Source organism: Couchioplanes caeruleus, assembly GCF_003751945.1.
Classification (GTDB): Bacteria; Actinomycetota; Actinomycetes; order Mycobacteriales; family Micromonosporaceae; genus Actinoplanes; species Actinoplanes caeruleus.
Genome location: NZ_RJKL01000001.1, coordinates 8,281,311 through 8,304,475, shown reverse-complemented (window position 1 = coordinate 8,304,475; position 23,165 = coordinate 8,281,311). Strand labels below are relative to the sequence as shown.

Here is a 23,165-nt window from a genome sequence, read left to right as displayed (position 1 = left end):
GCCGTTCATCCTGGTCAGCCGCCTGCGCGCAGCGATGACCCGGTCGACCTTCCCCCGCCGGTACGTCGTCAACGTCTCCGCGATGGAGGGCGTCTTCGAGCGCGGCTACAAGGGTGCCGGGCACCCGCACACGAACATGGCGAAGGCCTCGCTGAACATGCTGACCCGCACGAGCGCGGAAGACATGTTCGCCGACGGCATCCTGATGACCAGCGTGGACACCGGTTGGATCACCGACGAGCGCCCGCACCCGACCAAGATGCGGCTCGCCGACGAGGGTTTCCACGCCCCCCTCGACCTGGTCGACGGCGCGGCCCGCGTCTACGACCCGATCGTCCGCGGCGAGCGCGGCGAGGACCTTTACGGCTGTTTCCTCAAGGACTACGCGCCTTTCGCCTGGTGAGCCCGGGCGCAACTCGGGTCACAGCACACCCCGTGGACCCAAGGGGCGGCCCCGGTCCGGCGACGACGGATAATGGCGGGGTGCAGATCAGCGCGTGGCGCGAGCCCGAGGCCGGACCGTCGTCGTACCGGCTCGCCTGGGTGGCAACCGGCGAGGGCGGGCATCCGCTCGGGATCGCGTACCTGCGGGTGCCGACCGCCGTCGGTACGCTGCACCGCGCCGAGGTCGAGGTGCAGGTGCACCCGGCCGAGCGGCAGCGCGGCGCCGGCAGCGCGCTGCTCGACAAGGCGGTGGAGGCGGCGCGCAAGCTCGGACGCCGCACGCTGATCACCGGGCCGGTGACCGCCGGCCCGGTGACCGGCGGACCGGTGGCCGGCGGACCCGTGGCCGGCGACGCGTCCTTCCTGATCGCCCGCGGGTTCCGGCCGGTGCTGAACCTGACCTTCTCCAGGCTGCCGATGGCCCGGGCCGGCGACCCGCGGCTGGCCGCGCTCGCCGGTGAGCCGCATCCCGGCTACCGGTTGAACAGTTGGGAGGGCACGGTCGCCGGCGACCTGGCGCCGACGTTCGCCGCCTCCCGGCGGGCGATGGACGACATGCCGATGGACGAGGCGGACGTCGCGGCCGAGGAGTGGGACGTCGACCGGGTCCGCGCCATCGCGGCCGCCGTGACCGAGCGCGGCGACATCCTCTGCACCGTCGCGGCGATGCACGAACCCGACGGCGCCATTGTGGGCTTCACGGAGCTGGTGGTGCCGGGCGACGGCACCGGCGACGCGCAGCACTACGGCACCGGCGTGCTGCCCGGCCACCGCGGGCGGGGCCTGGCCCGGTGGATGAAGGCGACCGCGGTGCTGCACGTGCGCGACGCCCACCCGGGCATCGAGGGGCTGCTCACCGACACGGCGGAGAGCAACGTGGCGATGCGGCGGGTCAACGACGACCTCGGCTACGAGCCCACCCACCGGTCGGTGCTCTACCAGCTCGACCTCTGAGAGGTTCGTCGTAGACACTGTCTACACACCGATGGTAGACAGTGTCTATGTCCGATGACCTGAGAGCCCGGCTCGTCGCGGCCGGCGTCGAGCTGGTGGCCGAGCGGGGCACCGCGGCGCTGACGCTGCGGGAGATCGCCCGCCGCGCCGGGGTCTCCCACGGCGCGCCGCGGCGCTGGTTCCCGGCCCACCGCGACCTGATCGCCGCCGTCGCGCGGGTCGGGTACGAGCGGCTGTCCGCCCGTCTGACCGCGCTGGTGCCACTCGGCGAACCGCGCGCCGACCTGCTCGCCCTCGGCAGGCTCTACCTCGGCTTCGCCCGCGACGAGCGCGGCATGTTCGAGCTGATGTTCCGCCACGAGCTGCTGCGCGGCAACCAGGAGGGCCTGCGCGAGGCGGGCCGGTCGGTGTTCGCCGTGCTGGTCGGCCTGTTCGGCCCCGGCCGGTCCAACACCGCGACGGTCGCGGCCGCGTTCTGGGCCAATCTGCACGGCATCGCCCAGCTCTGGGCGTGGGGCAGTCTGGGAGTGATCGGCGACGCCGACGCCGACGCCCTGCTGTGCACCGCCGTCGACGCATACCTGGAGCACTGATGCTGCTGCCCCGCCTGGCCCGGGCCATGCTCGTTCCGCTGACCCACGCCGCCTTCCGCCCCGACGTCGAGGGCCGCGAGCACATTCCCCGCGACGGCGCCGTCATCCTGGCCGCGAATCACCTGTCCTTTCTGGACAGCTTCCTCATCCCCCTGGTGGCGCCGCGCCCGGTGGCGTTCCTGGCCAAGCAGGAGTACTTCACCGGGCAGGGGCCGCGAGGATGGCTGACCCGGACCACGCTGACCGCTGTCGGCGCCGTCGCCGTGCCCCGCGGTGCGCACCGGGCGGCGCAGGAGGCGCTGGAGACCGCCCTGCGGGTCCTCAAGGACGGGCGCGCGTTCGGCATCCACCCCGAGGGCAGCCGGTCCCGCGACGGACGGCTCTACCGCGGGCGGACCGGGGTGGCGTGGCTGGCGCTCGCCTCGGGCGCCCCGGTCGTGCCCGTCGCCGTGCTCGGCACCGACCGGGTGCAGCCCGTCGGCGCCCGGCTGCCGCGGCCCGGCCGGGTGACCGTCCGCTTCGGCGAGCCGCTGCGCTTCGGCCCGCCGGTGGGCACCGCCGCGCGGGCCCGCCGCGAGGCGACGGACCACATCATGGACGCGATCGCCGCCCTGTCCGGCCAGGAACGGGCCGACGAGTACAACGCCCTCTCCGGTACGCACTAACGCAGAACGGGCAGGACCTTGGCACCGAAGGTCTCGACGAACCCGGTCAGGTCCTGCCCCACGTGGTGCAGGTAGATCCGCTCGAACCCCAGGGCGGCATAGTCGCGCAGCCACTGCACATGGCGGTCCAGGTCCGCGGAGATGTTGACGACCTCACGCACCCGCGCGAGCGGGACCTGCTCGGAGATCACGTCGAAGTGCTCGGCCAGCTCGAGGTCCCAGCACACCGGCGGCGCGAAGACGTTGCTGCGCCACTGCTCGTACGCGATCGCCTCGGCCTCGGCCTCGGTCGGCGCCCAGCTCAGATGCACCTGCAGGCAGAGCGGCCCGCGGCCACCGGCGTCCCGGTACGCCGCGATCATGGCACGTAGCTGCTCCTCGGGCGCGTTGACCGTGACGAGCCCGTCGGCCCAGCCGGCGCACCAGGCGGCGGTCTCGGTGCTGACCGCCGCCCCGATCAGCGGCGGCGGAGTCTCGGGCCGCGTCCACAGGCGAGCCCGGTCGACGGTGACCAGCCCGTCGTGGCTGACCTCGGCGCCGTCGAGCAGGTCGCGGATGACGCCGACGCATTCGAGCAGCCGGGCGTTGCGCACCTCCTTGCGCGGCCACGGCCCGCCGGTGATGTGCTCGTTGCTGTACTCGCCGGTGCCCAGCGCCGCCCAGAACCGGCCGGGGAACATCGCGCCGAGGGTCGCGACGGCCTGAGCGATGATCGCCGGGTGGTAACGCTGGCCGGGCGCGTTCACCACGCCGAAGGACAGGTTGGTGGCCTGCAGCGCGGCGCCGAGCCACGACCAGGCGAAGGCGGACTGGCCCTGCCGCTCGCTCCAGGGCGAGAAGTGGTCGGAACACATCGCGGCGTCGAAGCCGGCCCGCTCCGCGGCGACGACCGCGGCGAGCAGCTCGGCCGGCGGAATCTGCTCGTGGGAACAGTGGATGCCGTAGTCCGTCATGGCCGCCTACCTACCCCGCCAGACCCCCGGTCCTAACGTGGGTGCTCGCCGAGCAGCCGGGTGGCCAGCACCGCCGCCTGGGTTCGCCGCTCCAGGCCCAGCTTGGCGAGCAGGCTGGACACGTAGTTCTTCACCGTCTTCTCGGCGAGGAACATCTTGCCCGCGATCTCGCGGTTGGTGAGCCCCTCCGCGACGTACTCGAGGATCCGGCGCTCCTGGTCGGTGAGCGACGCGAGCTCACGCGGCTGCTCCACGCCGTGTCGGATGCGCTCCAGCACCCGCTGCGTCACGGCCGGGTCCAGCAGCGACTGGCCCGCCGCGACCCGGCGCACCGCGTCCACGAGGTCGGTGCCGCGGATCTGCTTGAGCACGTAGCCCGAGGCACCCGCCATGATCGCGGCGAACAGGGCCTCGTCGTCCTCGTACGAGGTGAGGATCAGGCCCTTGATCGACGAGTCCACCGCCCGGACGTCCCGGCACACGTCGATGCCGCTGCCGTCGGGCAGGCGGGCGTCCAGGACGGCGACGTCGGGGCGCAGGGCCGGGATCCGGCGGGCCGCCTCCGGCGCCGACCCGGACTCCCCCACCACCTCGATGTCGCCGGCGGCGTGGAGCAGGTCGGCGAGGCCCCGGCGGACCACCTCGTGGTCGTCGAGCAGGAAGACACGGATCATGTCTCCTTATTACCCTCATCCACCCGGTGCACCCAGGGTCCAAGGTCCCGTGTCGGACGCCGACGCTCGCTAGCATCGGCGCATGAACGAGCCGCCCTCGCTCGGGCTCACCCCGCTGTCCCGGGTACGCCTGGACGAGCTGTTGCAGGAGATGCTCGACCGGGTCGGCGAGGTCGTCGCCAGTCGCGAACGCCTGCGCGCCCTGCTCGACGCGGTCGTCGGCATCAGCACCGACCTCGACCTGCGCAGCACCCTGCAGCGCATCGTCGAGTCCGCGTGCGCGCTGGCCGGCGCCCGCTACGGCGCGCTGGGCGTGCTGGCCCCGGACCGCCGGCAGCTCTCCGACTTCATCACCCACGGCATCGACCCGGCCGACCGGGCGAAGATCGGCGACCTGCCGCACGGCCGGGGCGTCCTGGGCCTGCTCATCAGCGACCCCCATCCGGTACGGCTGCCGGACATCACCCGCCATCCCCGCTCGTACGGCTTCCCGCCGCACCACCCGCCGATGCACAGCTTCCTGGGCGTGCCGGTCCGCACCCGTGACCAGATCTTCGGCAACCTGTACCTCGCCGAGAAGCAGGGCGGCACCGAGTTCACCGACGACGACGAGGAGCTCGTGGTCGCGCTCGCGGCCGCCGCCGGCGTCGCCGTCGACAACGCCCGGCTGTTCGCCCTCGCCCGGCGCCGGGAACGCTGGCTGTCCGCCGCCGCCGAGATCACCTCGGTACTGCTCGGCACCGTCCGCCGCAAGGAGGCCCTGCAGCTCATCGCCCGGCGCGCCCGCGAGATCGCCGAGGCCGAGCTGGTGCTGGTCCTGCTCGCGGACCCGGGCGACGGCCGCTACACCATCGAGGTCGCCGACGGCGCGGACGCCATGGTCGGCCGGGTGCTCGACGTCGACGTCGACGCGCTGGGGGACATGAGCCTGGCGGAGGTCGCCGACTGGCCGGCGCCGGTGCCGGACGGCCCCGCGCTGGCTGCGCCGTTGGCCGGCGCCGACCTGCCGCAGGGTGTGCTGATCGTCGCCGGGGCCTGGTTCGGCGGCCACGACGACGCGGCCCTGCTCGAAAGTTTCGCGGGGCAGGCCGCGCTGGCGTTGGAACGCGCCCGCGCCCAGGAGGAGCGCGAGCTGCTCGTGGTCCTGGAGGATCGGGAGCGGATCGCGCGCGATCTGCACGACGTCGTCATCCAGCGGCTCTTCGCCACCGGCATGCAGTTGCAGGGCGTCGCGCCGCACGCGCTGCACCCCGAGGCCGCCGCGCGTGTCAACGCCGCCGTGGACGACCTCGACGCCACCATCCGCGACATCCGCCGGTCGATCTTCGAGCTGCGCGCGCCGGCCGGCGCGTCGCTGCGCACCGAGCTGCGCGACGCGGTCGAGGCGGCGGCCGGCGCCCTCGGCTTCCGGCCCAGCCTCGACGTGTCCGGCCCGGTCGACAGCGCGGTCCCCGACGACGTGGTGCCCGAGCTGCTCGCCGTGCTCCGCGAGGCGCTGTCCAACGTCGCGCGGCATGCCCGGGCGTCCGCCGTACGCGTATCCGTGCGCGCCGCCGGCGGCGAGGTGACGATCCGGGTCGAGGACGACGGCGTGGGCACCGACCCGGCGGCCGCCCGCGGCGGCCTGGTCAACATGGGCGAGCGCGCCCGCGACCTCGGCGGCACCTTCGATGTCGCGGCCGCTCCCGCCGGCGGCACGGTGCTGACCTGGCGGGTGCCCTTGGGGCCCTGAAGCCGGGACCTTCGGCGCGGGTGCCATCGGGGCCCTGAAGCCGAGACCTTCGGCGCGGGTGCCCTTGGGGCCTGAGGTCGGGACCTTCGGCCCTGACCGGTGCGGCCGCCGCCCGCGACGGTGGTGGGGTGACTATCACCTCTCCGTCCGAGGCGCTGGCGGCCGCGGCCCGCACGGCGCTGCACGCCCCGTCGGTCTTCAACACCCAGCCGTGGCGCTGGCGCATCAGCGGCGACACGATGACCCTGCACGCCGACCGGTCCCGGGCCCTGCCGGTCACCGACCCGGACGGCCGCCTGCTCCTGCTCAGTTGCGGTGCGGCGCTGCACCATGCCCGCATCGACCTCGGCGCGGCCGGGCACCAGGCGGCGGTCGAACGGCTACCCGAGCCGGACGAGCCGGATCTGCTGGCCCGGATCACCTTCACCGGCGGCAAGCCCGCGGATGCCACGGCGGCGCGGCTGGTGGCGGCCGTGCCGCGGCGGCGCACCGACCGCCGGGCGTACGGCGACCAGCCCGTGACCGACGGCCAGCTCACCGCCCTGCGCCGGGCGGTCGAGGCCGAGGAGGCGTACCTGCACGTGGTGCGCCGCGACCAGATGCCGATGCTGGCGATCTCCGCCGACCTGGCCGGCGAGGCCGAACGACTCGATCCGGAATACCTGCGGGAACTCGCCCGCTGGACGAACCGGCCGGCGGACGCCGGGGACGGTGTGCCACCCGCCACCGCGGTACGGCCCGCGCTGCGCCGCGTGCCGGTCCGCGACTTCGTGCCGGACGGCGAGGCCGGTCTCGAGGCCGGCGCCGGATACGACGCCGGCGCCGCGTACGTGATCCTCTTCGGCCTCTCGGACCAGCCCGGCGATCTGCTGCGCGGCGGTGAGGCGCTGTCGGCGCTGCTGCTGGCCGCGACCGCGGACGGCCTGGCCACCGATCCGCTGAGCGACGTGGTCGAGGTCGAATGGCCCCGCCACCTGCTGCGCGGACTGCTCTCCGATGTGGGCGAGCCCTACGTGACCGTACGCCTGGGCTATCCCGAGTCGACCGACCCGCTGCCCGCCGCCCCCCGCCGCGACCCGGCCGGCGTCATCGAGATCGAGCCCTGATCATGGCCGGGTACGCCGACGCCGACCTGCGTCTCGCCGCCGAGGCGGCGGTCCGCGCGCCCTCGCTGCACAACTCGCAGCCGTGGCGCTTCCGGCTGCGCGAGGGCGCGATCGAGGTGCTCGCCGACCGTTCCCGGCAGTTGCGCGTCGCCGACGCCGGCGGCTGGGCGGTCCGGATCGCCTGCGGCGCGGCGACCTGCAACGCCCGGCTCGCGCTGGCCGCCGCCGGGCGCCCCGCCGACGTACTGCTGCGCCCGCACGGCGACCTCATCGCCCGGCTCACGCCGGGACGGCCGCGCCCGGCCACCTACGCCGAGACGGATCTCGCGGCCGCGATCCCCCGCCGGTTCAGCAACCGCCGGCCGTTCTGGCCCGACCCCGTGCCGTCGGAGATCCGGGTACGGCTGATCGAGGCGGCGCGCGCCGAGGCGGCGTGGCTCGACCTGCTCGTGGGCGCGACGGCGCTGAACGCCTTCGGCGAGATCGCGCGCGGCGCCGACCGGGTGCTGCGCCGGGACCCGGCGTACCAGGCGGAGTTCTTCGGCTGGGCACACGCGGACGCGGCGCCCGACGGCGTACCCGTGGCCGCGGGCGCGCCCGCCGTCGAACCCCAGGACCTGCTGCCGCAGCGGGCGTATTCCGAGCGCCGCCGGGCGGCGGGCCGCGACTTCGAGCCGGAGCCGCTGCTGGCGGTGCTCGGCGCGGGCGCGGACCGCCCGGTGGATCAGGTCGCCGCGGGCCAGGCGCTGCAACGAGTACTGCTGACCGCCACCGACGCCGGCCTGGCGACCTCGCTGATCTCCCAGCCGATCGAGGTGCCGCCCGCGCGCGAGCAGCTGCGGCGGTCCCTGGGACGCTCCGGGATGCCGCAGATCGCGCTGCGGATCGGGTACGGCCAGGCCGGGCACCCGGCGCCGCGCCGGCCGGTGGACGAGGTGCTCCAGCCGGACTCCTGATCCACTCCTCTCTCGCTGTCTCGCACTTTCTGAAAGAAATCCGGGCGGGCGTTGAACCCTCCGGCATCATCCGTTCGGAGGATGCCCCCCGGATCGGGGTGCCTCACATATTTCTTCTTTAATTCGGCCATAAGAATGCCTGAAGAATATGGCGGTGAATGGCTTTCCCGACCTCGGACTCTTACCGTCTGGGAGCCAGCTCAGAAGGGGGCCGGAAACGGCGTCGGTCGATCTGCACATGGTCGCTGACGATGAGCGCGAGACTACAGAAGAGGTATCACCCATGCGAAGGTCGTCTTACCGTCGGGCCGCTACCCGCCGGGGCCCCGACCGTCGTGTCATCGCCGCCGTGGCGGTTCTCGTCGCGTTCGGTGGTGTCATCGGCATCACCCAGATCTCGAACGCGGGAGAGACCGAACTCGCGGCGTGCGCACCCGCCGCCGGAGGGCCGGCGCCGGCGGGCACGAAGGCGGCGACCGACCCGAGGGTCGGCACCTACACGGACAAGGACGGCGACGTCCAGCACAAGGGCGACGGCCAGCTCGCCAAGGGTGAGCAGGCCAAGGCGCCGGTGCCGGCCGCCGAGTGCAAGGAAGGCAACACCGTCAAGAAGACGGTCAACAACCTCGAGATCACCACCGACACCTGCGCGGACAGCCGGCTGCAGCCGCACGACGGCTTCCAGAAGGGCGACCGCTGCGTGTCGACCGAGTTCGGTGAGGTAGGCGAGGCGGCGAAGAACCCGACGCTGCTCATCACCGAGTTCCCGGAGCGGGTGCAGGTCGGCCAGCCGTTCACCCTCAAGGTGAGCACCCGCAACCTGGTCCGCGACCGCTTCCTGGCGGCCGGGCAGGGCGGTTACTACGTGGAAAGCTCGGTACTCACCGCGGAGGGCCTGGTCCGCGGCCACTTCCACACCGCCTGCCGGATGCTGCAGAGCACGTCCGAGGCCGTCGACCCGTCGCCGGTGCCGGCGTTCTTCGTGGCCACCGAGGACAAGCAGGGCGGCGCGCAGCCGGACACGGTGACGATCCAGGTGCCGGGCATGCCGCAGGAGGGCATCGCGCAGTGCGCGTCGTGGGCCGGTGACGGCTCGCACCGCGTACCGATGATGCAGCGCGCCAACCAGACCCCGGCGATCGACGCCGTCCGCCTCACCGTCCAGGGCGGCGCAGGCAACGACAACGACGGTGACAATGGCGACGGCCAGGACGGCGACGGCCAGGACGGCGACGGCCAGGACGGCGGCGACAACGGCGACGGCGGCCAGGACGGCGGCGACAACGGCGACGGCGACCAGGACCAGCCGACCACTCCTCCGGCCGACAACGGTGGCGACCAGGGCGACGGCGGCGACCAGGGCGACGGCGCCGGCCAGGGTGACGGGCAGAACGGCGGCGGCGACGGTGACGGCGCGGCCGGTCCCGGCACCCCGACCACGCCCACCACGCCGAAGACCGACGCCGGCACCACCCCGCCGAAGGCACCGACCGTGACCATCCCGCCGAAGACCGGCGCCGGCGCCGATGACGGCCAGGAAGAGGAGAAGCCCGCCACCGCGCCGAAGCCCGCCAAGACGGCCACCAAGCCGGCGGCGTCGCAGGAGCAGGAAGAGGCGGGAGCGCAGAAGCCACCGGCGCAGACCGTCGCGGGCCGCAACGCCAGCCCGAAGCCGAGCAAGTCGACGAAGGCCGCCGAGGCCTCCGGCGACGAGGACACCGGAGCTCCGGACGAGCCGGAGGCGGCGCAGGACAGCGAGGTCACCGACATCCAGGCGTCCGACGACGACCGGCTCGCCCTCACCGGGGCGAACGTGATGACGGTCGGCCTCGGCGGTGCGGTGCTGATTCTGGGCGGACTGCTGGCGCTGAGCGCCACCCGGCGCCGCCGGGCGGAGACGCACCGGGACTGAGCATCGGAACAAGAGCACGGACGAGACGGTCCGGGTCGTCGAACGACGACCCGGACCGTTCCGCTCCCGGCCGCCATGGGGAAGACGGTCCGGGCCGGTCCACCTGCCGTCGCCGTGGGGAAGACGGGCCGGTCCGCCTGCCGTCGCCTGACAGGAGGACGGTCCGGGCCGGTCCTCCGCCTGGCGCAGCGGACGACCCTGGCCGTCCGCCGATTCGGGGGGGGGCGTCCTTTGTGCCCGCCGGGCCGTTCCGCTGCCGCCGGCGGCCGCCGCACGGCGCGTCCGATGAGGACATCGAGGTGATAGATCTCCGTCGGCGCAGAGGGTAGGTTGCGCCCCATGGAGGCCTTCGACCAGCTCGCCGAGCTCTACCAGGGCGAGCACAGCCACAACCCGCACCAGAGCGCGCTCATCGCGAAGATCGAGTCCCTGGTCCCCGCGACCGCCACGATCCTCGACCTGGGCTGCGGCACGGGCGTGCCCACCGCCAAGATCTTCACCGAGTCCGGGCACCGGGTCGTCGGGGTCGACATCGCCGAGGGAATGCTGCGGCTGGCCCGCGACCAGGTGCCGGCGGCCGAGTTCGTCCGCGCCGACATCAGAGAACTGCCCGACAACTTCGGCACCTTCGGCGCCGTGACCGCGTTCTTCTCCCTGCTGATGCTCAGCCGTGCCGACATCGAGAAGACCCTGGGCCGGATCGCAGGCTGGTTGGAGCCGGGTGGCTACCTCGGCCTGAGCATGGTCAACCTCGACGCCGACAGCCTGCCCGTCGAGTTCATGGGCGTGCCCGTCACCGTATCCGGTTATCCGCAGGACGCCCTCGCCGCACGCGTGACGGAGGCAGGCCTCGAGATCGTGAGCATCGAGACGGTCGAGTTCACCCCGCCGAACGGCCCGGCGGAAAGCCAGATCTTCGTCCTCGGTCGCCGACCCAACTGAGACCGCCACCGACTCACCACGCCTACCTCGCCACGACGTCGCCCCGCCGTCGTGGCGGGCAGAAGCCAGGGTGCTTGCGGGATCCTCGGCCACAAGCGGCGCTCGGCAGCAGTGCGTCCGGCTCGGGCTCCCGCACCACTGGGTCGACGTGGCCGAGTCCATGACATCTGGTGTCGCGAAGAGCCCGGCGCGCCATCGACAAGGGCGGCTCAGTTGGCGCCCGCCCACCCCGCGGCCCGGGCGACGACTGAGCACTGTTCACGCGGCCGGGCCGACGGGGTCCCACGCCGGGTGGCGGCGGCCGAACACCGCCGCCGCTCACGCGGCCGGGCCGACGGGGTCCCACGCCGGGTGGCGGCGGCCGAACACCGCCGCCGCTCACGCAGCCGGGCCGACCGGGTCCCACGCCGGGTGGCGGCGGCCGTCCTGTCAGTCGTCGAAGTCGACGATGACCTTGGCTGAGAGCGGCACCGACTGGCAGGTCAGGATGAAGCCTGCGTCGACCTCGTTCTGTTCGAGGGCGAAGTTGCGCCGCATCTCCACGTCACCCTCCACCACGCGGGCCCGGCAGGTGCCGCACACACCGCCCTTGCATGCGAAGGGCAGGTCCGGGCGGGAACGCTGGGCTCCTTCGAGGATGGTCTGGCCCTCGGGAATGCTGGCGGTCGTCGACCTGCCGTCGAGCACGACGGTGACCTCGCTGCTCGGGCCGGACGGTTCGCGCTCGGCGCGAAGCGGCTCGGGCGGCGCCTCGTCCACCCAGAACAGCTCGCGGTGGATCCGCTCCGGTGCCACACCGGCCTGGCCGAGCACCTCGGTCGCGTCGGTGACCATGCCGAACGGACCGCACAGCCACCAGTGGTCCACGGCCGGTACGTCGATCAGGAGCGGCAGCAGGGTCCGGAGCTTCTCCGCGTCGAGCCGCCCGGTGAGCAGCTCGACCTCGCGGGCCTCCCGGGAGAGCAGGTGCACCAGCTCCAGCCGCGACGGATACTGGTCCTTGAGGTCGGCGAGCTCCTCGGCGAACATGACCGAGTCCGCCCGGCGGTTGCCGTACAGGATGCTGATCTGAGCTCCCGGCCGCTGGAGCAGGGACGCGGCGATGGACAGCAGGGGTGTGATGCCGGAGCCGGCCGCGATGAGGACGTGCCGCCCACCGGCTTCGAGGTCGGGCGTGAAGGTGCCGCTGGGCGGTGCCACCTCGACCTCGTCCCCGACACGCACGTCCCGGACCAGCCACGAGGACACCAACCCGCCGGGCACCTCCCGCACGCCGATCCGCGGCCGGGCTCCGGCGGGCGCGCAGATCGAATAGGTGCGGCGTTCGTCGGATCCGTTGCTGCCGTGCCGCACGGTCACCGACTGTCCGGGCTGGAACGCGTACCGCTCGGCCAGGTCGTCGGGCACCTCGAAGGTGACGGCGACGGCATCGTCGCAGAGCCGTTCGACGGCAGCGACCCGCAACGGATGAAACTCGCGGACCACCACGTCAGATCTCCTTCATATGCTCGAACGGCTCACGGCAGGCCGGGCACCGCCGCATCGACCGGCACGCGGTCGCGCTGAAGGCGGCGATCTCCTCGGTCTCCGGGGTGCCGCACCGGGGGCACGGGATCGCCCGCCGGGTCGTCCCGAGCGTCAGCGGCACCGGCCCGGCGGCCCGGCGCGGCGCCGGCCCGGGCGGCGAGATGCCGGCGGCGGTGAGTTTGGCGCGGCCGGCCTCGGTGATCCAGTCGGTGGTCCACGCCGGGGTCAGCACGGTACGGACCTCGACCCGCGGGAACCCGGCCTCCCGCAGCGCCTCGGTGAGGTCGTCGCGGATGGTCTGCATCGCCGGGCACCCGGAATAGGTGGGCGTGATCGTGACGACCACCCCGTCCGCGCTCTCCCGGACATCACGCAGAATTCCCAGGTCTGCGAGCGTGAGCAGGGGAAGCTCGGGATCGGCGACCCCCGCGGCGACCTCGGCGGCGCTCCGCACGCAGGCACCCGCGCCGATCACCAGACACCTCCGGGAACCGTCCGCGCCAGCCCCTGCAACTCGGCAAGGATCTCGGCCATGGCCGGAGTGTGCACGCCATGGCGCCCACCGGGACCGGAGACACCGGCGGAAGGCGCCGGCAAGTTTGCGTCATCGCCATCGCCATCGCCATCGCCGCCGGCCCCAGCCGTCCCGGCTCGCAACGTAGCGGCGTCGAGGACCTGTGCCCACACGGAGTCGAACTCCGGGCGCAGCGCCGACGGGTCCACCGCGACGCCCGATGCGGCCAGACTCAGTTCGATCTCGTGGGACGCGAAGAGCTCCTCCGCCAGCGGCGTCACGGCGTCCATCGCTGCCTGCATGCGGTCGTGGGACAGGGCGGTGCCGTCGCCCAGGCGGACCACCCACTGGGCCGCGTAGTCGCGGTGGTACGTGACTTCCTTGACGCCCTTGGCGGCGATCGCGGCGAGAACCGGGTCCGCCGAGGCGGTCAGCCGGTCGAGCAGCGCGAGGCGCCAGGTCGCGAAGGCGAGGAGCCGGGCGACGAGATGCGCGAAGTCCGCGTCCGCGCGCTCGGCCAGCCGCACATTACGGAAGTCCGCCTCGTCGCGCAGGTAGGCGAGGGCGTCCTCGTCACGGCCCGCGTCCTCGACCTCGGCGGCACGGGAGAGCAGAAGGCGCGCCTGACCGAGCAGGTCGAGGCCGATGTTGGCGATCGCGAGCTCGTCCTCGAGCTCGGGCGCCCGGGTCACCCACTGCTGCAGCCGGTGCGACATGATCAGCGCATCGTCGCCGAGCATGAGGCAGTACGCCGCCAGCTCGGCCCGGTCCACACCCGCCGGCACGGCGGTGTCGACCCCGGCCAGCGGATCGGTGAATCCGGTGCCGTACGCCCACCGCGCATCGTCGTCGTGGTCGGTCAGCGCCTCGTAGGCGGCGTCGAAGGACATGGTGATCGCCTTAGATGTGCGGTACGGAGTCGGGGATCGCGTAATAGGTCGGGTGGCGGTACATCTTGTCGCCGCTCGGCGCGAAGAACGCGTCCTTGTCGCCGGGGCCGGAGGCGGCCACATCGTCGGAACGCACGACCCAGATGCTCACGCCCTCGTTGCGCCGGGTATAGAGATCCCGTGCGTGGTGCAGGGCCATCTGGTGGTCGGCGGCGCGCAGCGAGCCGACGTGGACGTGGTTGAGCCCGCGCTTGGCCCGGACGAACACCTCGAACAGCGGCCACTCGTGCTTGACGTCGTCGCTCATGCCGCCACTCCCGCCTTCTTCGCCGCGTGCGCCGCGGCTGCCTCGCGCACCCACGCGCCGTCCTCGTCGGCCCGGCGGCGATTCTCGATCCGCAGGGAGTTGCAGGGCCCGTCGCCGGAGATCACCCGCTTCAGCTCGTCCCAGTCCGGCGTGCCGAAGTCGTAGTGGCCGCGCTCGGCGTTCCACGTGAGCTCCGGGTCGGGCAGCGTGACACCCAGGGCCTCCGCCTGCGGGACGCTCATGTCGACGAAGCGCTGCCGCAGCTCGTCGTTGCTGTGCCGCTTGATCTTCCAGGCCATGGACTGCGCCGAGTTCGGCGACTGGTCGTCGGGCGGGCCGAACATCATCAGCGACGGCCACCACCACCGGTTCACCGCGTCCTGCACCATCTCGCGCTGCTGCGGGGTGCCGCCCATCATCGTCATCAGCAGCTCGTAACCCTGCCGCTGGTGGAACGACTCCTCCTTGCAGATGCGGATCATGGCGCGCCCGTACGGCCCGTACGAGCTGCGGCACAACGGCACCTGGTTGCAGATGGCGGCGCCGTCCACGAGCCACCCGATGACGCCGACGTCGGCGAACGACAGCGTCGGATAGTTGAAGATGGACGAGTACTTCTGCCGGCCCTCGATGAGCCGCCGGGTCAGATCACCGCGGTCCGCGCCCAGCGTCTCGGCCGCGGAATACAGGTAGAGCCCGTGCCCGGCCTCGTCCTGCACCTTGGCCAGCAGGATCGCCTTGCGGCGCAGCGACGGCGCACGCGTGATCCACTCACCCTCGGGCTGCATGCCGATGATCTCGGAGTGCGCATGCTGGGCAATCTGACGGATCATCGTCTTGCGGTAGCCGTCCGGCATCCAGTCGCGCGGCTCGACCCGCTGATCCTTCGCGATGGTGTCGGCAAAGACCTGCTCGCCGTTCATCGGCCCTCCCCAGACGGTCCGGATGCCCACTCGTAGAAGCCCTGCCCGCTCTTGCGACCCAGTTCCCCGCGGGCCACCTTCTCGCGCAGCAGCCGGGGCGGCGCGAATCGGTCGCCCAGCTCGCGGTGTAGGTGCTCGGCGATGGCCAGGCGCACGTCGAGCCCGACGAGGTCGGTGGAGCGCAGCGGTCCCATGGGATGCCGGTAGCCGAGCTCCATCGCCCGGTCGATCGCCGCCGCGTCGGCGACGCCCTCCTCGAGCATGCGAATCGCCTCCAGCCCGAGCAGCACACCGAGGCGGCTGGTGGCGAAGCCGGGCGAGTCGCGGACGACGATCGCGGTCTTGCCCAGCGCCGTCGCCCAGGACGACGCGGCGTCCCGGACCGCGTCGCTGGTCTGCGGGCCGACGACGATCTCGACGAGGTCGCTGGCCGGCACGGGGTTGAAGAAGTGCATGCCGACGAACCGTGCGGGCCGCCGCAGGCCCTCGGCGAGGCCGGCGATCGACAACGAACTCGTGTTGGTGGCGAGAACGGCCCGCTCACCGACGAGAGACTCGGCGGCCGTGAGCACGCCGGCCTTCAGCCGCGCGTCCTCGGGCACGGCTTCGACCACCAGCTCGGCATCGGCGGGCAGCGCGCCGGCCAGCTCGACCCGCTCCAGGACGGCCGAAGGCTCTTCGCCGAGCTTGCCGCGCTCGGCCGCCCGGCGCAGCCCGGTGGCGACCCGCTCGCGGGCGGCGGTCGCCGCGGCCTCATCGCGCTCCACGACGGTCACGACGGACCCGGCGGCGGCGAAGACCTGCGCGATACCCGCGCCCATGCGGCCACCGCCGATGATGCCGACCCGCTTCGGCACGCTCATCGCCGCTCCCTCATCGGTCGTAGTCGCTCCCTCCCGGGCCGTCGCCGCTCCCTCGCGGGCCGTCGCCGCTCCCGGGCCGGTCATCGCCGCTCCCGAGCCGGTCATCGCCGCTCTCCCGCCAGGAAGGCGTCCATGCGCGAGCGCTTGTCCTCGGACTCGAAGAGGATCGCCTGCGCCAGGTCGTCGGTGACGGGGTGCCCGCCCGGAGCGTCGGCGACGAGCTTGGTGAGCCGCAGTGCGAGCGGCCCCGAGCGCGCCATCCGGTCGAGCAGAGAGTGCGCCCGCTTGAGCAGCTCACCTGCCGGCACCACCTCGGCGACCAGCCCGAGCCGATACGCGTCGTCGGCGTCGAGACGCCGGCCGGCGAGCAGCACCTGCTTGGCCACGGAGGCGCCGACCAGCTCGCGCAGCCGCCAGCAGGCGCCCGCCGCGGCGAGGATGCCCAGCCCCGGCTCCGGGTTGCCGAACACCGCGCCGGACGAGGCGATGCGCAGGTCACACGCGTACGCGAGCTCGGCGCCGCCGCCGAGCGCGTACCCGTCGACCGCAGCGACCGTGGGCAGCGGCAGCCGCGCGATGCGGTCGAAGAGGCGGCTGTTGATGCCCTGCAGCGCCTGCTCCCGACCACGCTCCCGCAGCTCGCCGATGTCGGCTCCGGCGGCGAAGGTGCCGCCGGAGCCGGTGAGCAGCAGCAGCCGCGGCCGCTCCTCGAGCAGGGAGCACACGTCGTGCAGCTCGCGGACCATGGCGGCGTTGATCGCGTTACGCGCCTCGGGGCGGTGCAGCGTGACGACGACCCTGTCGTCGAGCTCCTCGATCCGCAGGGTTTCCGCCATCAGACCCGCTCCACCAGCATCGACACGCCCTGCCCGACCCCGACGCAGAGGGTCGCGAGGCCGCGCCGGGCGTCCTCCCGCTCCATGCGGCCGAGCAGCGTGACGGCGAGGCGAGCGCCCGAGCAGCCGAGCGGGTGGCCGAGCGCGATCGCGCCGCCGTCGGCGTTGACCCGCTCATCGTCCAGCTTGAGCCGGCGGATGACCGCCAGCGACTGGGCGGCGAAGGCCTCGTTGAGCTCGACGGCGTCGAGGTCGCCGACGCTCCAGCCGGCCCGGGCCAGCGCCTTCTCCGTGGCCGGCACGGGACCGATGCCCATGATGTGCGGCGCCACGCCCGCGCTGGCCGAGACGACGATGCGGGCGCGCGGCGTCAGACCGTACCGCGCGACGGCCTCGCCGCTGGCCACCACGATCGCGGCGGCGCCGTCCGACAGCGGCGACGAGGTCCCCGCGGTGACCAGACCGTCCTTGCGGAACACCGGCTTGAGCGCGCCGAGGCGCTCCAGGGTCGTGCCGCGGCGCGGGCCCTCGTCCTTGGTGACCTCACCGTCCTTGACCGGGACGGGGACGATCTCGGCGTCGAAGCGGCCCGCGTCGACCGCGGCCAGGGCTCGCTCGTGGCTGCGCAGCGCAAAGGCGTCGCTGTCCGCGCGGGTGATGCCGTCGAGGGCGGCGACCTCCTCGGCGGTCTCTCCCATGGACAGCGTCTGCTGCGCGCTGAACGCCGGGTTGGTGAAGCGCCAGCCGAGTGAAGTGTCGAAGATCGCGCCCGGCCGGGCCCACGGGGTGCCGGGCTTGGCCATCACCCACGGCGAGCGGGTCATGGACTCGACGCCACCCGCGACCACGAGGTCGGCCTCGCCGCTGCGGATCGCGCGGGACGCGGAAACGATCGCGGTCAGCCCGCTGGCGCACAGCCGGTTGACGGTGTAGCCCGGCACGCTCTCGGGCAGACCCGCGAGCAGCACGGCCATCCGCGCGACGTTGCGGTTGTCCTCGCCGGCCTGGTTGGCCGCGCCGAGAATGACCTCGTCGATCGCCTCGGCCGGCGCGCCGGCACGGCGCACGGCCTCCCCGACGACCAGGGCGGCGAGGTCGTCGGGACGCACGCCGGAGAGCGCGCCGCCGTACTTGCCCTGAGGCGTGCGGGCGCCGCCGACGAGGAACGCCTCAGGCATGGCTCTGCTCGCTGAGGTGGTGACGCGACTGGAGGGTGAAGAAGCGCCCGGTCACGAAGGCGGAGTCGCTCAGCGACGCCGTGGCGGCCGGATTGGCGGCGGTGCCGTGCAGGTCGCTGAACGCGGCGGTCTGGTTGACGAAGACGCCGCCGAGGAGGTTCTGCGAGAGGTGCACGCCGGCGTCGAGCGCGGCCTCGCGGGCCGCCGCGAGCACCTCGTCGGACGTCGAGTAGACAGAGGCCGTGAGGGCACCGTGGTCACGCACCGTCTCCGTGAACAGGCGGAGGCTGTGCTCGGTCGACTCGGTGGTGATCACGAAGGAGATCGGCCCGAACCACTCCCGGGTGTACGCCTTCTCGTCGGCGGCGTCCAGGCGGGCGATCAGGGGCGTGCGGATGGTCGCACCCGGGAACTGCTCGTCGGCGACCTCGGTGGAGGCGTGCACGACGCTGGGCAGCGAGCCGGCCTCGGCGAGGCGGGCGAGCACGCCGTCGTTGACGATCGCGCCGAGCGTGCCGGCGGCACGCTTCGGGTCGCCGAGCAGCTTGCCGACCGCGGCGCCGAGATCGGCGGCGAACTCGTCGGGGCTGCGGTGCCCGGCGTCCGTCTCGATGCCACCGGCGGGCACGAGCAGGTTCTGCGGGGTGGTGCACATCTGGCCGCTGTAGAGCGAGAGCGAGAAGGCCAGGTTGCGCAGCATGGCCTTGTAGTCGTCGGTGGAGTCGACGATGACCGTGTTGAGGCCCGCTTTCTCGGTGTAGACGACCGCCTGACGGGCGTTGGCCTCGAGCCAGTTGCCGAACTCGCTGGAACCGGTGAAGTCGACGATGCGCACATCGCGGTGGGTCGCCAGGGTGGCGGCGATGCTCTCGCCGGGCTCCTCGACGGCGAGCGTGACCACGTTGGGGTCCTGACCGGCCTCGGCGAGCACCTCACGGGCGATCTGCACCGTGATGGCCAGCGGCAGCACCGCGCCCGGGTGCGGCTTGACGATCACCGGGTTGCCGGTGACGAGGCTCGCGAACAGCCCCGGGTAGCCGTTCCAGGTGGGGAACGTGTTGCACCCGATCATCAGCGAGACGCCGCGCCCCACGACGGTGCTGGTCTTCTCCAGGCGCAGCGGATCGCCGCCGCGCTGCGGCTTGGACCACGTGGTGGTGCCGGGGATCCGGGTCGACTCGGCCAGCGCGACCGCGATGGCCTCCAGGGCACGGTCCTGCGCGTGGGCGCCGCCGGCCTGGAACGCCATGACGAACGCCTGTCCGGAGGTGTGCTGCACGGCATGCGCCATCTCGAAGATGCGCGCGTTGATCCGCCGGAGGATCTCGGCCGCGATGCCCGCGCGCCCGTGCGGGCCGACGGCCCGCCAGCCGGGGAGCGCGGCGCGGGCCGCGGCGATCAGCTCGCCCGGCTCGCCCTTGGGGTAACGGATGCCCAGCTCGATCCCGTACGGCGAGCGCTCCGTCGCGACGTGCGTGGTCGCGCCGGGCACCTCGACCGGGAAGTCCTTGCCGAGCAGGGCCTTGAACGCCTGCTCACCATCGGCGGCCGCGGTCTCGCCGTAGATCGACTTGCTCGGCGACTCGGGATAGGCCGACCAATAGTCGCGAGCGCCGGCGGCCTCGATCGCCTTGTCGAGCAGCTCACGGTGCGTCTCGTAGAACTCGGCGGGGGTTGTCACCGGCGCTCCTTTGCGGTTGGGTGTACCTATTATCTACCGTCCGTTCGGTCGGTAATCAAGCCCTCAGCCGTGATCGGGGGACGGATGGCACAGACGGCGGCGCACGACATGTTCGGGCGCGACAAGGCTTCCCAGGCACTCGGGATCGAGCTCGTTTCCGCAGGCGACGGCACTGCGGTAGTACGGATGAAGGTCACCGCCGCGATGGTGAACGGCCACGGCATGACCCACGGCGGGTTTGTCTTCCTGCTGGCCGACACCGCCTTCGCCTGCGCGTGTAACAGCCTAGGCCCGGTGACCGTCTCCGCGGGGGCCGACGTGGCGTTCTTGCGGCCGACGGCCGAGGGTGACGTGTTGGAGGCGCGGGCGCAGGAGCGGGCCACCAGCGGGCGCAGCGGCATCTACGACGTGACCGTGACGCGCGACGGCGACGTGGTCGCGGAGTTCCGCGGCCGCAGCCGCGTGATCAGCCCCGGACGGCCGCAATGAACCCGGAGGAGACCTTCGGCCTGCTGATCGACCAGGAGATCCGCGCCCGGCGGGGACGTCCCGGCCACGACCTCGAGACGGTGCTGAGGGCGGCCGTCCAGCTCTTCAATGAGCGCGGCTACGACGCGACGAGCATGGACGACCTCGCCAAAAGGCTCAAAATCACCAAATCAAGCATCTATCACCACGTACGCGGCAAGCAGGAGCTGCTGCGGCTGGCGATCGACCATGCCCTGGACGGGCTCGACGACGCCATGGCGCAGGTGCTGCGGATGCACGAGGCGACCGCGCTGGCGCGCCTCGAGTCGCTCATCCGGCTCAGCGTGCACGTGCTGGCTCAGCGCCTGCCCTACGTCACCCTGCTCCTGCGCGTGCGCGGCAACTCCGACGTCGAGACGGAGGCCCTGCGCCGCCGCAGGCTCTTCGACCACCAGGTCACCGCGCTCGTCAAGCAGGCGCAGGCGGAAGGGACGGTCCGCGCGGACGTCGATCCCGCGACCGCGTCCCGCCTGGTCTTCGGCATGGTCAACTCGCTCATCGAGTGGTACAGCCCCGAGCGCGGCGGCGCGGACGAGCTGGCCGCCACCGTCACCGCGCTCGCCTTCGACGGGCTGCGCACGAGGCAGTGATGCTCCGTTAGGAGAGACACGATGCGGGATCGTTCCCCTCGCCCCGAGGACCTCGAACCGATCGAACGCGCCTCCGTCGACGAAGTGCGCGCGCTCCAATGGGAGCGCCTGCAATGGTCGGTGCGGCACGCCTACGAGAACGTGCCGCCCTACCGCACGATGTGCCAAGAGCGCCAGGTGCATCCCGGAGACCTGCGCCAGCCGAGCGACCTGGCCAGGTTTCCGCTCACTGACAAGGAAGTCCTGCGAACCACCTATCCGTACGGGATGTTCGCCGTGCCGCGGGAGCGCATCTCGCGGCTGCACGCGTCCTCGGGGACGACCGGCCGGCCGACGGTCGTCGGCTACACAAGGGAGGACATCACGACCTGGGCAGGCCTGATGGCGCGCTCCATCAGGGCGGCGGGCGGACGGCCGGGCGATCGCGTGCACGTCGCCTACGGGTACGGCCTGTTCACGGGCGGACTCGGCGCACACTATGGCGCGGAGGAGCTCGGCTGCACGGTCATCCCGGTCTCCGGAGGCATGACGGAGCGCCAGGTCATGCTGATCAGAGATCTCGAGCCGGACGTCATCATGGCGACGCCGAGCTACATGCTCGCCCTCGTGGACGAGATGCGCCGCCAGGGAGTGGACCCGCGGAGCACGTCGCTGACGGTCGGCATCTTCGGCGCCGAGCCCTGGACCCAGGGGCTGCGGACGGAGATCGAACGGCAGCTCGACATCCACGCGGTCGACATCTACGGACTCTCGGAGGTGATGGGCCCCGGCGTGGCGATGGAATGCGTGGAGACCAAGGACGGCCTGCACGTCTGGGAGGACCATTTCCATCCCGAGATCATCGACCCGCGGACCGGCGACGTGCTGCCCGACGGTGAGGTGGGCGAGCTGGTCTTCACGTCGCTGACCAAGCAGGCCATGCCGGTCATCCGCTACCGCACCCGCGACCTGACCCGGCTGCTGCCCGGCACGGCCCGCCCGATGCGGCGCATCGAGAAGATCACCGGCCGCAGCGACGACATGATCATCCTGCGCGGCGTCAACCTCTTCCCGACCCAGATCGAAGAGCTGATCTTGCGCACGCCCGCACTCGCCCCGCACTTCCAATGTGTCCTGAGCCGCACCGACCGCCTCGACGCGATGACCGTCCGGGTGGAGCGTCGCCCGGACACGGATGCGCAGACGGCGGCGCAGGCGGGCCAGGAGCTGGCGGCACTGGTGAAGAACACGATCGGGATCAGCGTGGCGATCGAGGTGATCGAACCGGGCGGCGTCGAGCGCTCCGCGGGCAAGATGCGACGCATCGTGGACCAGCGCCCGGCTCACTGACTCACGGCGGGGGTGGCGCGGTGCTGCCCCGGACCACGAGCTGCGGGTGAAGAACCATCTCGACACGTTCTCTCCTGCCTTCGTCGAGCCGCTGCACGGCGGCACTCACCGCGAACTTCGCCTGGGCCGGGGCATCCTGGTTGACCGTCGTCAGGTCGATGTGGGCCAGGCGGGCGAGGCTGCTGTCGTCGTACCCGACGATCGACATCTCGCGGGGAACCTCCCGGCCGGCGCGGATCAACGCGTCCATGAGCCCGACGGCGCAGCGGTCGTTGCTGGCGACGACCGCGGTCGGCGGATCGCCGTCGGCGGCGAGCAGCCGACCGGCGCGGACGCCGCCCTCCTCCGTATGGTCGCCAGGAATGATCCTGATCTCGTCGCGCAGGCCTGCGCGGCGCATGGCGTCGCGGTAACCGCGGCGACGTGCGGTCGCGACCGCGCCGCGACCGCCGTCGAGGAACGCGATGCGCCGATGGCCGAGTCCGATCAGGTGGGTCAGCGCCGCCGAAACGCCGAGGTGATCGGCCGAGCGGACGACGTCGACCGGGGCGTCGGCCACCCGCCGTCCGATCGCGACCACCGGCACCTGTGCCGCGAGCGCACCGAGCCGCTGGTCGGCGAAGTCCGGGCCGAGCAACAGGACCGCCTCGCACCGGAAGTCGAGCAGCGTCTCCACCGCTCGCTTCTCGTCGCGGTGGCGGGTCAGGGTGGAGAGCACGATCTCATAGCCCACCAGATCCGCCTCCGCCTGGATCTCCTCCACCAACTCCGCGTGGAAGGGGTTGCGGATGTCGAGCATCACGCCGAGCAGGTGCCGCCGGCGCCGGGCCAGCATGCTCGCCGTGCGGTCCGCGCGATAGCCCAGCTCCGCGGCCGCCTCGAGCACCCGGCGGCGGGTCTCCGCGCTCGGTCCCGGCGCACCGCGCAGCACCAGGGAGACCGATGCCGTGGAGACGCCGACGCGCGCCGCGACGTCGTCGAGCCGAGGCCTTTGATCCACTTCGACACCCCCTTGACACACCACGAGATCGACTTGGATAGTGCTGGCGATTAAAGCGCTTTAAAGCG

General features: G+C 72.6%; 24 protein-coding genes. 12 read left to right on the top strand and 12 right to left on the bottom strand.

The annotated features are described in order from the left end of the window. The 4 genes from EDD30_RS37480 to EDD30_RS37465 all read left to right on the top strand — a co-directional run. The coding region (locus EDD30_RS37480; protein WP_483400371.1) for a Rossmann-fold NAD(P)-binding domain-containing protein at positions 1 to 403 on the top strand (403 nt) is incomplete at its 5' end. A gap of 80 nt (positions 404 to 483) precedes the next feature. Further along, positions 484 to 1,398, top strand: coding sequence for a GNAT family N-acetyltransferase (locus EDD30_RS37475; protein WP_071807060.1), 915 nt, complete (start codon positions 484 to 486; stop codon positions 1,396 to 1,398). Between the two features lie 47 nt (positions 1,399 to 1,445). Next, entirely contained in the window at positions 1,446 to 1,991 is a 546-nt protein-coding gene (locus EDD30_RS37470; protein ID WP_071807061.1) for a TetR/AcrR family transcriptional regulator, read from the top strand. Further along, complete coding sequence (locus EDD30_RS37465) at positions 1,991 to 2,656, top strand: lysophospholipid acyltransferase family protein (protein ID WP_071807062.1); 666 nt, start codon at positions 1,991 to 1,993, stop codon at positions 2,654 to 2,656. Before EDD30_RS37470 ends, EDD30_RS37465 begins: the two co-directional genes overlap by 1 nt. On the opposite strand, the gene EDD30_RS37460 is transcribed toward EDD30_RS37465, so the two are convergent. Further along, on the bottom strand, positions 2,653 to 3,609 hold the full coding sequence (locus tag EDD30_RS37460) for a TIGR03885 family FMN-dependent LLM class oxidoreductase (protein WP_071807063.1): 957 nt from the start codon (positions 3,607 to 3,609) through the stop codon (positions 2,653 to 2,655). The genes EDD30_RS37465 and EDD30_RS37460 overlap by 4 nt on opposite strands. 32 nt (positions 3,610 to 3,641) lie before the next feature. After that, a complete protein-coding gene (locus EDD30_RS37455) occupies positions 3,642 to 4,283 on the bottom strand; it encodes a response regulator (RefSeq protein WP_071807064.1) in 642 nt (213 codons plus the stop codon). Between the two features lie 82 nt (positions 4,284 to 4,365). Between EDD30_RS37455 and EDD30_RS37450 the strand changes: the two genes are divergently transcribed. The 5 genes from EDD30_RS37450 (at position 4,366) to EDD30_RS37430 (ending at position 10,931) form a co-directional block, all read left to right on the top strand. Then, positions 4,366 to 6,015 carry a GAF domain-containing sensor histidine kinase gene (locus EDD30_RS37450; protein WP_071807065.1) on the top strand — a complete coding sequence of 550 codons (1,650 nt, stop codon included), beginning with the start codon at positions 4,366 to 4,368 and terminating at the stop codon, positions 6,013 to 6,015. Positions 6,016 to 6,143: 128 nt separating this feature from the next. After that, positions 6,144 to 7,121 (top strand): Acg family FMN-binding oxidoreductase, encoded by a 978-nt coding sequence (locus tag EDD30_RS37445; RefSeq protein ID WP_071807066.1) that lies wholly within the window; start codon positions 6,144 to 6,146, stop codon positions 7,119 to 7,121. Between the two features lie 2 nt (positions 7,122 to 7,123). Further along, the gene (locus EDD30_RS37440) at positions 7,124 to 8,077 is read left to right on the top strand and encodes an Acg family FMN-binding oxidoreductase (protein ID WP_071807067.1); all 954 of its coding nucleotides are present in this window, start codon (positions 7,124 to 7,126) and stop codon (positions 8,075 to 8,077) included. A 349-nt stretch (positions 8,078 to 8,426) separates the two neighbouring features. Beyond that, on the top strand, positions 8,427 to 9,989 hold the full coding sequence (locus EDD30_RS41295) for a hypothetical protein (RefSeq protein WP_244945542.1): 1,563 nt from the start codon (positions 8,427 to 8,429) through the stop codon (positions 9,987 to 9,989). 339 nt (positions 9,990 to 10,328) lie between these two features. Beyond that, complete coding sequence (locus tag EDD30_RS37430; RefSeq protein ID WP_071807068.1) at positions 10,329 to 10,931, top strand: class I SAM-dependent methyltransferase; 603 nt, start codon at positions 10,329 to 10,331, stop codon at positions 10,929 to 10,931. Positions 10,932 to 11,360: 429 nt separating this feature from the next. On the opposite strand, the gene paaE is transcribed toward EDD30_RS37430, so the two are convergent. The 9 genes from paaE to paaN form a co-directional block, all read right to left on the bottom strand. After that, positions 11,361 to 12,419, bottom strand: coding sequence for a 1,2-phenylacetyl-CoA epoxidase subunit PaaE (gene paaE / locus EDD30_RS37425; RefSeq protein ID WP_071807070.1), 1,059 nt, complete (start codon positions 12,417 to 12,419; stop codon positions 11,361 to 11,363). A 1-nt stretch (position 12,420) separates the two neighbouring features. Beyond that, positions 12,421 to 12,912 carry a 1,2-phenylacetyl-CoA epoxidase subunit PaaD gene (gene paaD, locus EDD30_RS37420; RefSeq protein ID WP_071807100.1) on the bottom strand — a complete coding sequence of 164 codons (492 nt, stop codon included), beginning with the start codon at positions 12,910 to 12,912 and terminating at the stop codon, positions 12,421 to 12,423. A 17-nt stretch (positions 12,913 to 12,929) separates the two neighbouring features. Beyond that, entirely contained in the window at positions 12,930 to 13,862 is a 933-nt protein-coding gene (paaC, locus tag EDD30_RS37415; protein ID WP_071807072.1) for a 1,2-phenylacetyl-CoA epoxidase subunit PaaC, read from the bottom strand. Positions 13,863 to 13,872: 10 nt separating this feature from the next. Continuing rightward, positions 13,873 to 14,169 (bottom strand): 1,2-phenylacetyl-CoA epoxidase subunit PaaB, encoded by a 297-nt coding sequence (gene paaB / locus EDD30_RS37410; protein WP_071807074.1) that lies wholly within the window; start codon positions 14,167 to 14,169, stop codon positions 13,873 to 13,875. Further along, a complete protein-coding gene (paaA, locus tag EDD30_RS37405) occupies positions 14,166 to 15,092 on the bottom strand; it encodes a 1,2-phenylacetyl-CoA epoxidase subunit PaaA (protein WP_071807101.1) in 927 nt (308 codons plus the stop codon). Before paaA ends, paaB begins: the two co-directional genes overlap by 4 nt. Continuing rightward, positions 15,089 to 15,955, bottom strand: a complete 867-nt coding sequence (locus EDD30_RS37400; RefSeq protein ID WP_071807076.1) for a 3-hydroxyacyl-CoA dehydrogenase family protein — start codon at positions 15,953 to 15,955, stop codon at positions 15,089 to 15,091. The genes paaA and EDD30_RS37400 overlap by 4 nt, the downstream gene beginning before the upstream one ends. Positions 15,956 to 16,056: 101 nt before the next feature. Further along, on the bottom strand, positions 16,057 to 16,791 hold the full coding sequence (locus tag EDD30_RS37395) for an enoyl-CoA hydratase/isomerase family protein (RefSeq protein ID WP_071807077.1): 735 nt from the start codon (positions 16,789 to 16,791) through the stop codon (positions 16,057 to 16,059). After that, the gene (locus EDD30_RS37390; RefSeq protein ID WP_071807078.1) at positions 16,791 to 17,969 is read right to left on the bottom strand and encodes a thiolase family protein; all 1,179 of its coding nucleotides are present in this window, start codon (positions 17,967 to 17,969) and stop codon (positions 16,791 to 16,793) included. Before EDD30_RS37390 ends, EDD30_RS37395 begins: the two co-directional genes overlap by 1 nt. After that, positions 17,962 to 19,650, bottom strand: a complete 1,689-nt coding sequence (gene paaN / locus EDD30_RS37385) for a phenylacetic acid degradation protein PaaN (RefSeq protein WP_071807079.1) — start codon at positions 19,648 to 19,650, stop codon at positions 17,962 to 17,964. The genes EDD30_RS37390 and paaN overlap by 8 nt, the downstream gene beginning before the upstream one ends. Positions 19,651 to 19,734: 84 nt before the next feature. Here paaN and paaI point away from each other — a divergent pair, with 84 nt between their 5' ends. From paaI to paaK, 3 genes are read left to right on the top strand one after another with little or no spacing between them, the layout of a single operon-like run. Next, positions 19,735 to 20,139, top strand: coding sequence for a hydroxyphenylacetyl-CoA thioesterase PaaI (paaI, locus tag EDD30_RS37380; RefSeq protein WP_244945541.1), 405 nt, complete (start codon positions 19,735 to 19,737; stop codon positions 20,137 to 20,139). Continuing rightward, complete coding sequence (locus tag EDD30_RS37375) at positions 20,136 to 20,768, top strand: TetR/AcrR family transcriptional regulator (protein WP_071807080.1); 633 nt, start codon at positions 20,136 to 20,138, stop codon at positions 20,766 to 20,768. Before paaI ends, EDD30_RS37375 begins: the two co-directional genes overlap by 4 nt. 21 nt (positions 20,769 to 20,789) lie before the next feature. Continuing rightward, entirely contained in the window at positions 20,790 to 22,097 is a 1,308-nt protein-coding gene (paaK, locus tag EDD30_RS37370; RefSeq protein WP_071807081.1) for a phenylacetate--CoA ligase PaaK, read from the top strand. Position 22,098: 1 nt separating this feature from the next. Here paaK and EDD30_RS37365 read toward each other — a convergent pair whose 3' ends face one another. Continuing rightward, complete coding sequence (locus tag EDD30_RS37365; RefSeq protein WP_071807082.1) at positions 22,099 to 23,097, bottom strand: LacI family DNA-binding transcriptional regulator; 999 nt, start codon at positions 23,095 to 23,097, stop codon at positions 22,099 to 22,101. Positions 23,098 to 23,165: the final 68 nt, after the last annotated feature.

Excerpts from the sequence above, each read along its gene's own strand:
- paaA (WP_071807101.1), bottom strand. The coding sequence starts at position 15,092 with ATGAACGGCGAGCAGGTCTTTGCCGACACCATCGCGAAGGATCAGCGG.
- EDD30_RS37465 (WP_071807062.1), top strand. The coding sequence starts at position 1,991 with ATGCTGCTGCCCCGCCTGGCCCGGGCCATGCTCGTTCCGCTGACCCAC.
- EDD30_RS37455 (WP_071807064.1), bottom strand. The coding sequence starts at position 4,283 with ATGATCCGTGTCTTCCTGCTCGACGACCACGAGGTGGTCCGCCGGGGC.
- EDD30_RS37395 (WP_071807077.1), bottom strand. The coding sequence starts at position 16,791 with ATGGCGGAAACCCTGCGGATCGAGGAGCTCGACGACAGGGTCGTCGTC.
- EDD30_RS37390 (WP_071807078.1), bottom strand. The coding sequence starts at position 17,969 with ATGCCTGAGGCGTTCCTCGTCGGCGGCGCCCGCACGCCTCAGGGCAAG.
- EDD30_RS37450 (WP_071807065.1), top strand. The coding sequence starts at position 4,366 with ATGAACGAGCCGCCCTCGCTCGGGCTCACCCCGCTGTCCCGGGTACGC.
- paaK (WP_071807081.1), top strand. The coding sequence starts at position 20,790 with ATGCGGGATCGTTCCCCTCGCCCCGAGGACCTCGAACCGATCGAACGC.
- EDD30_RS37430 (WP_071807068.1), top strand. The coding sequence starts at position 10,329 with ATGGAGGCCTTCGACCAGCTCGCCGAGCTCTACCAGGGCGAGCACAGC.
- EDD30_RS37400 (WP_071807076.1), bottom strand. The coding sequence starts at position 15,955 with ATGAGCGTGCCGAAGCGGGTCGGCATCATCGGCGGTGGCCGCATGGGC.
- EDD30_RS37440 (WP_071807067.1), top strand. The coding sequence starts at position 7,124 with ATGGCCGGGTACGCCGACGCCGACCTGCGTCTCGCCGCCGAGGCGGCG.
- paaB (WP_071807074.1), bottom strand. The coding sequence starts at position 14,169 with ATGAGCGACGACGTCAAGCACGAGTGGCCGCTGTTCGAGGTGTTCGTC.
- paaI (WP_244945541.1), top strand. The coding sequence starts at position 19,735 with ATGGCACAGACGGCGGCGCACGACATGTTCGGGCGCGACAAGGCTTCC.
- paaC (WP_071807072.1), bottom strand. The coding sequence starts at position 13,862 with ATGTCCTTCGACGCCGCCTACGAGGCGCTGACCGACCACGACGACGAT.
- EDD30_RS37375 (WP_071807080.1), top strand. The coding sequence starts at position 20,136 with ATGAACCCGGAGGAGACCTTCGGCCTGCTGATCGACCAGGAGATCCGC.
- EDD30_RS37470 (WP_071807061.1), top strand. The coding sequence starts at position 1,446 with ATGTCCGATGACCTGAGAGCCCGGCTCGTCGCGGCCGGCGTCGAGCTG.
- EDD30_RS37460 (WP_071807063.1), bottom strand. The coding sequence starts at position 3,609 with ATGACGGACTACGGCATCCACTGTTCCCACGAGCAGATTCCGCCGGCC.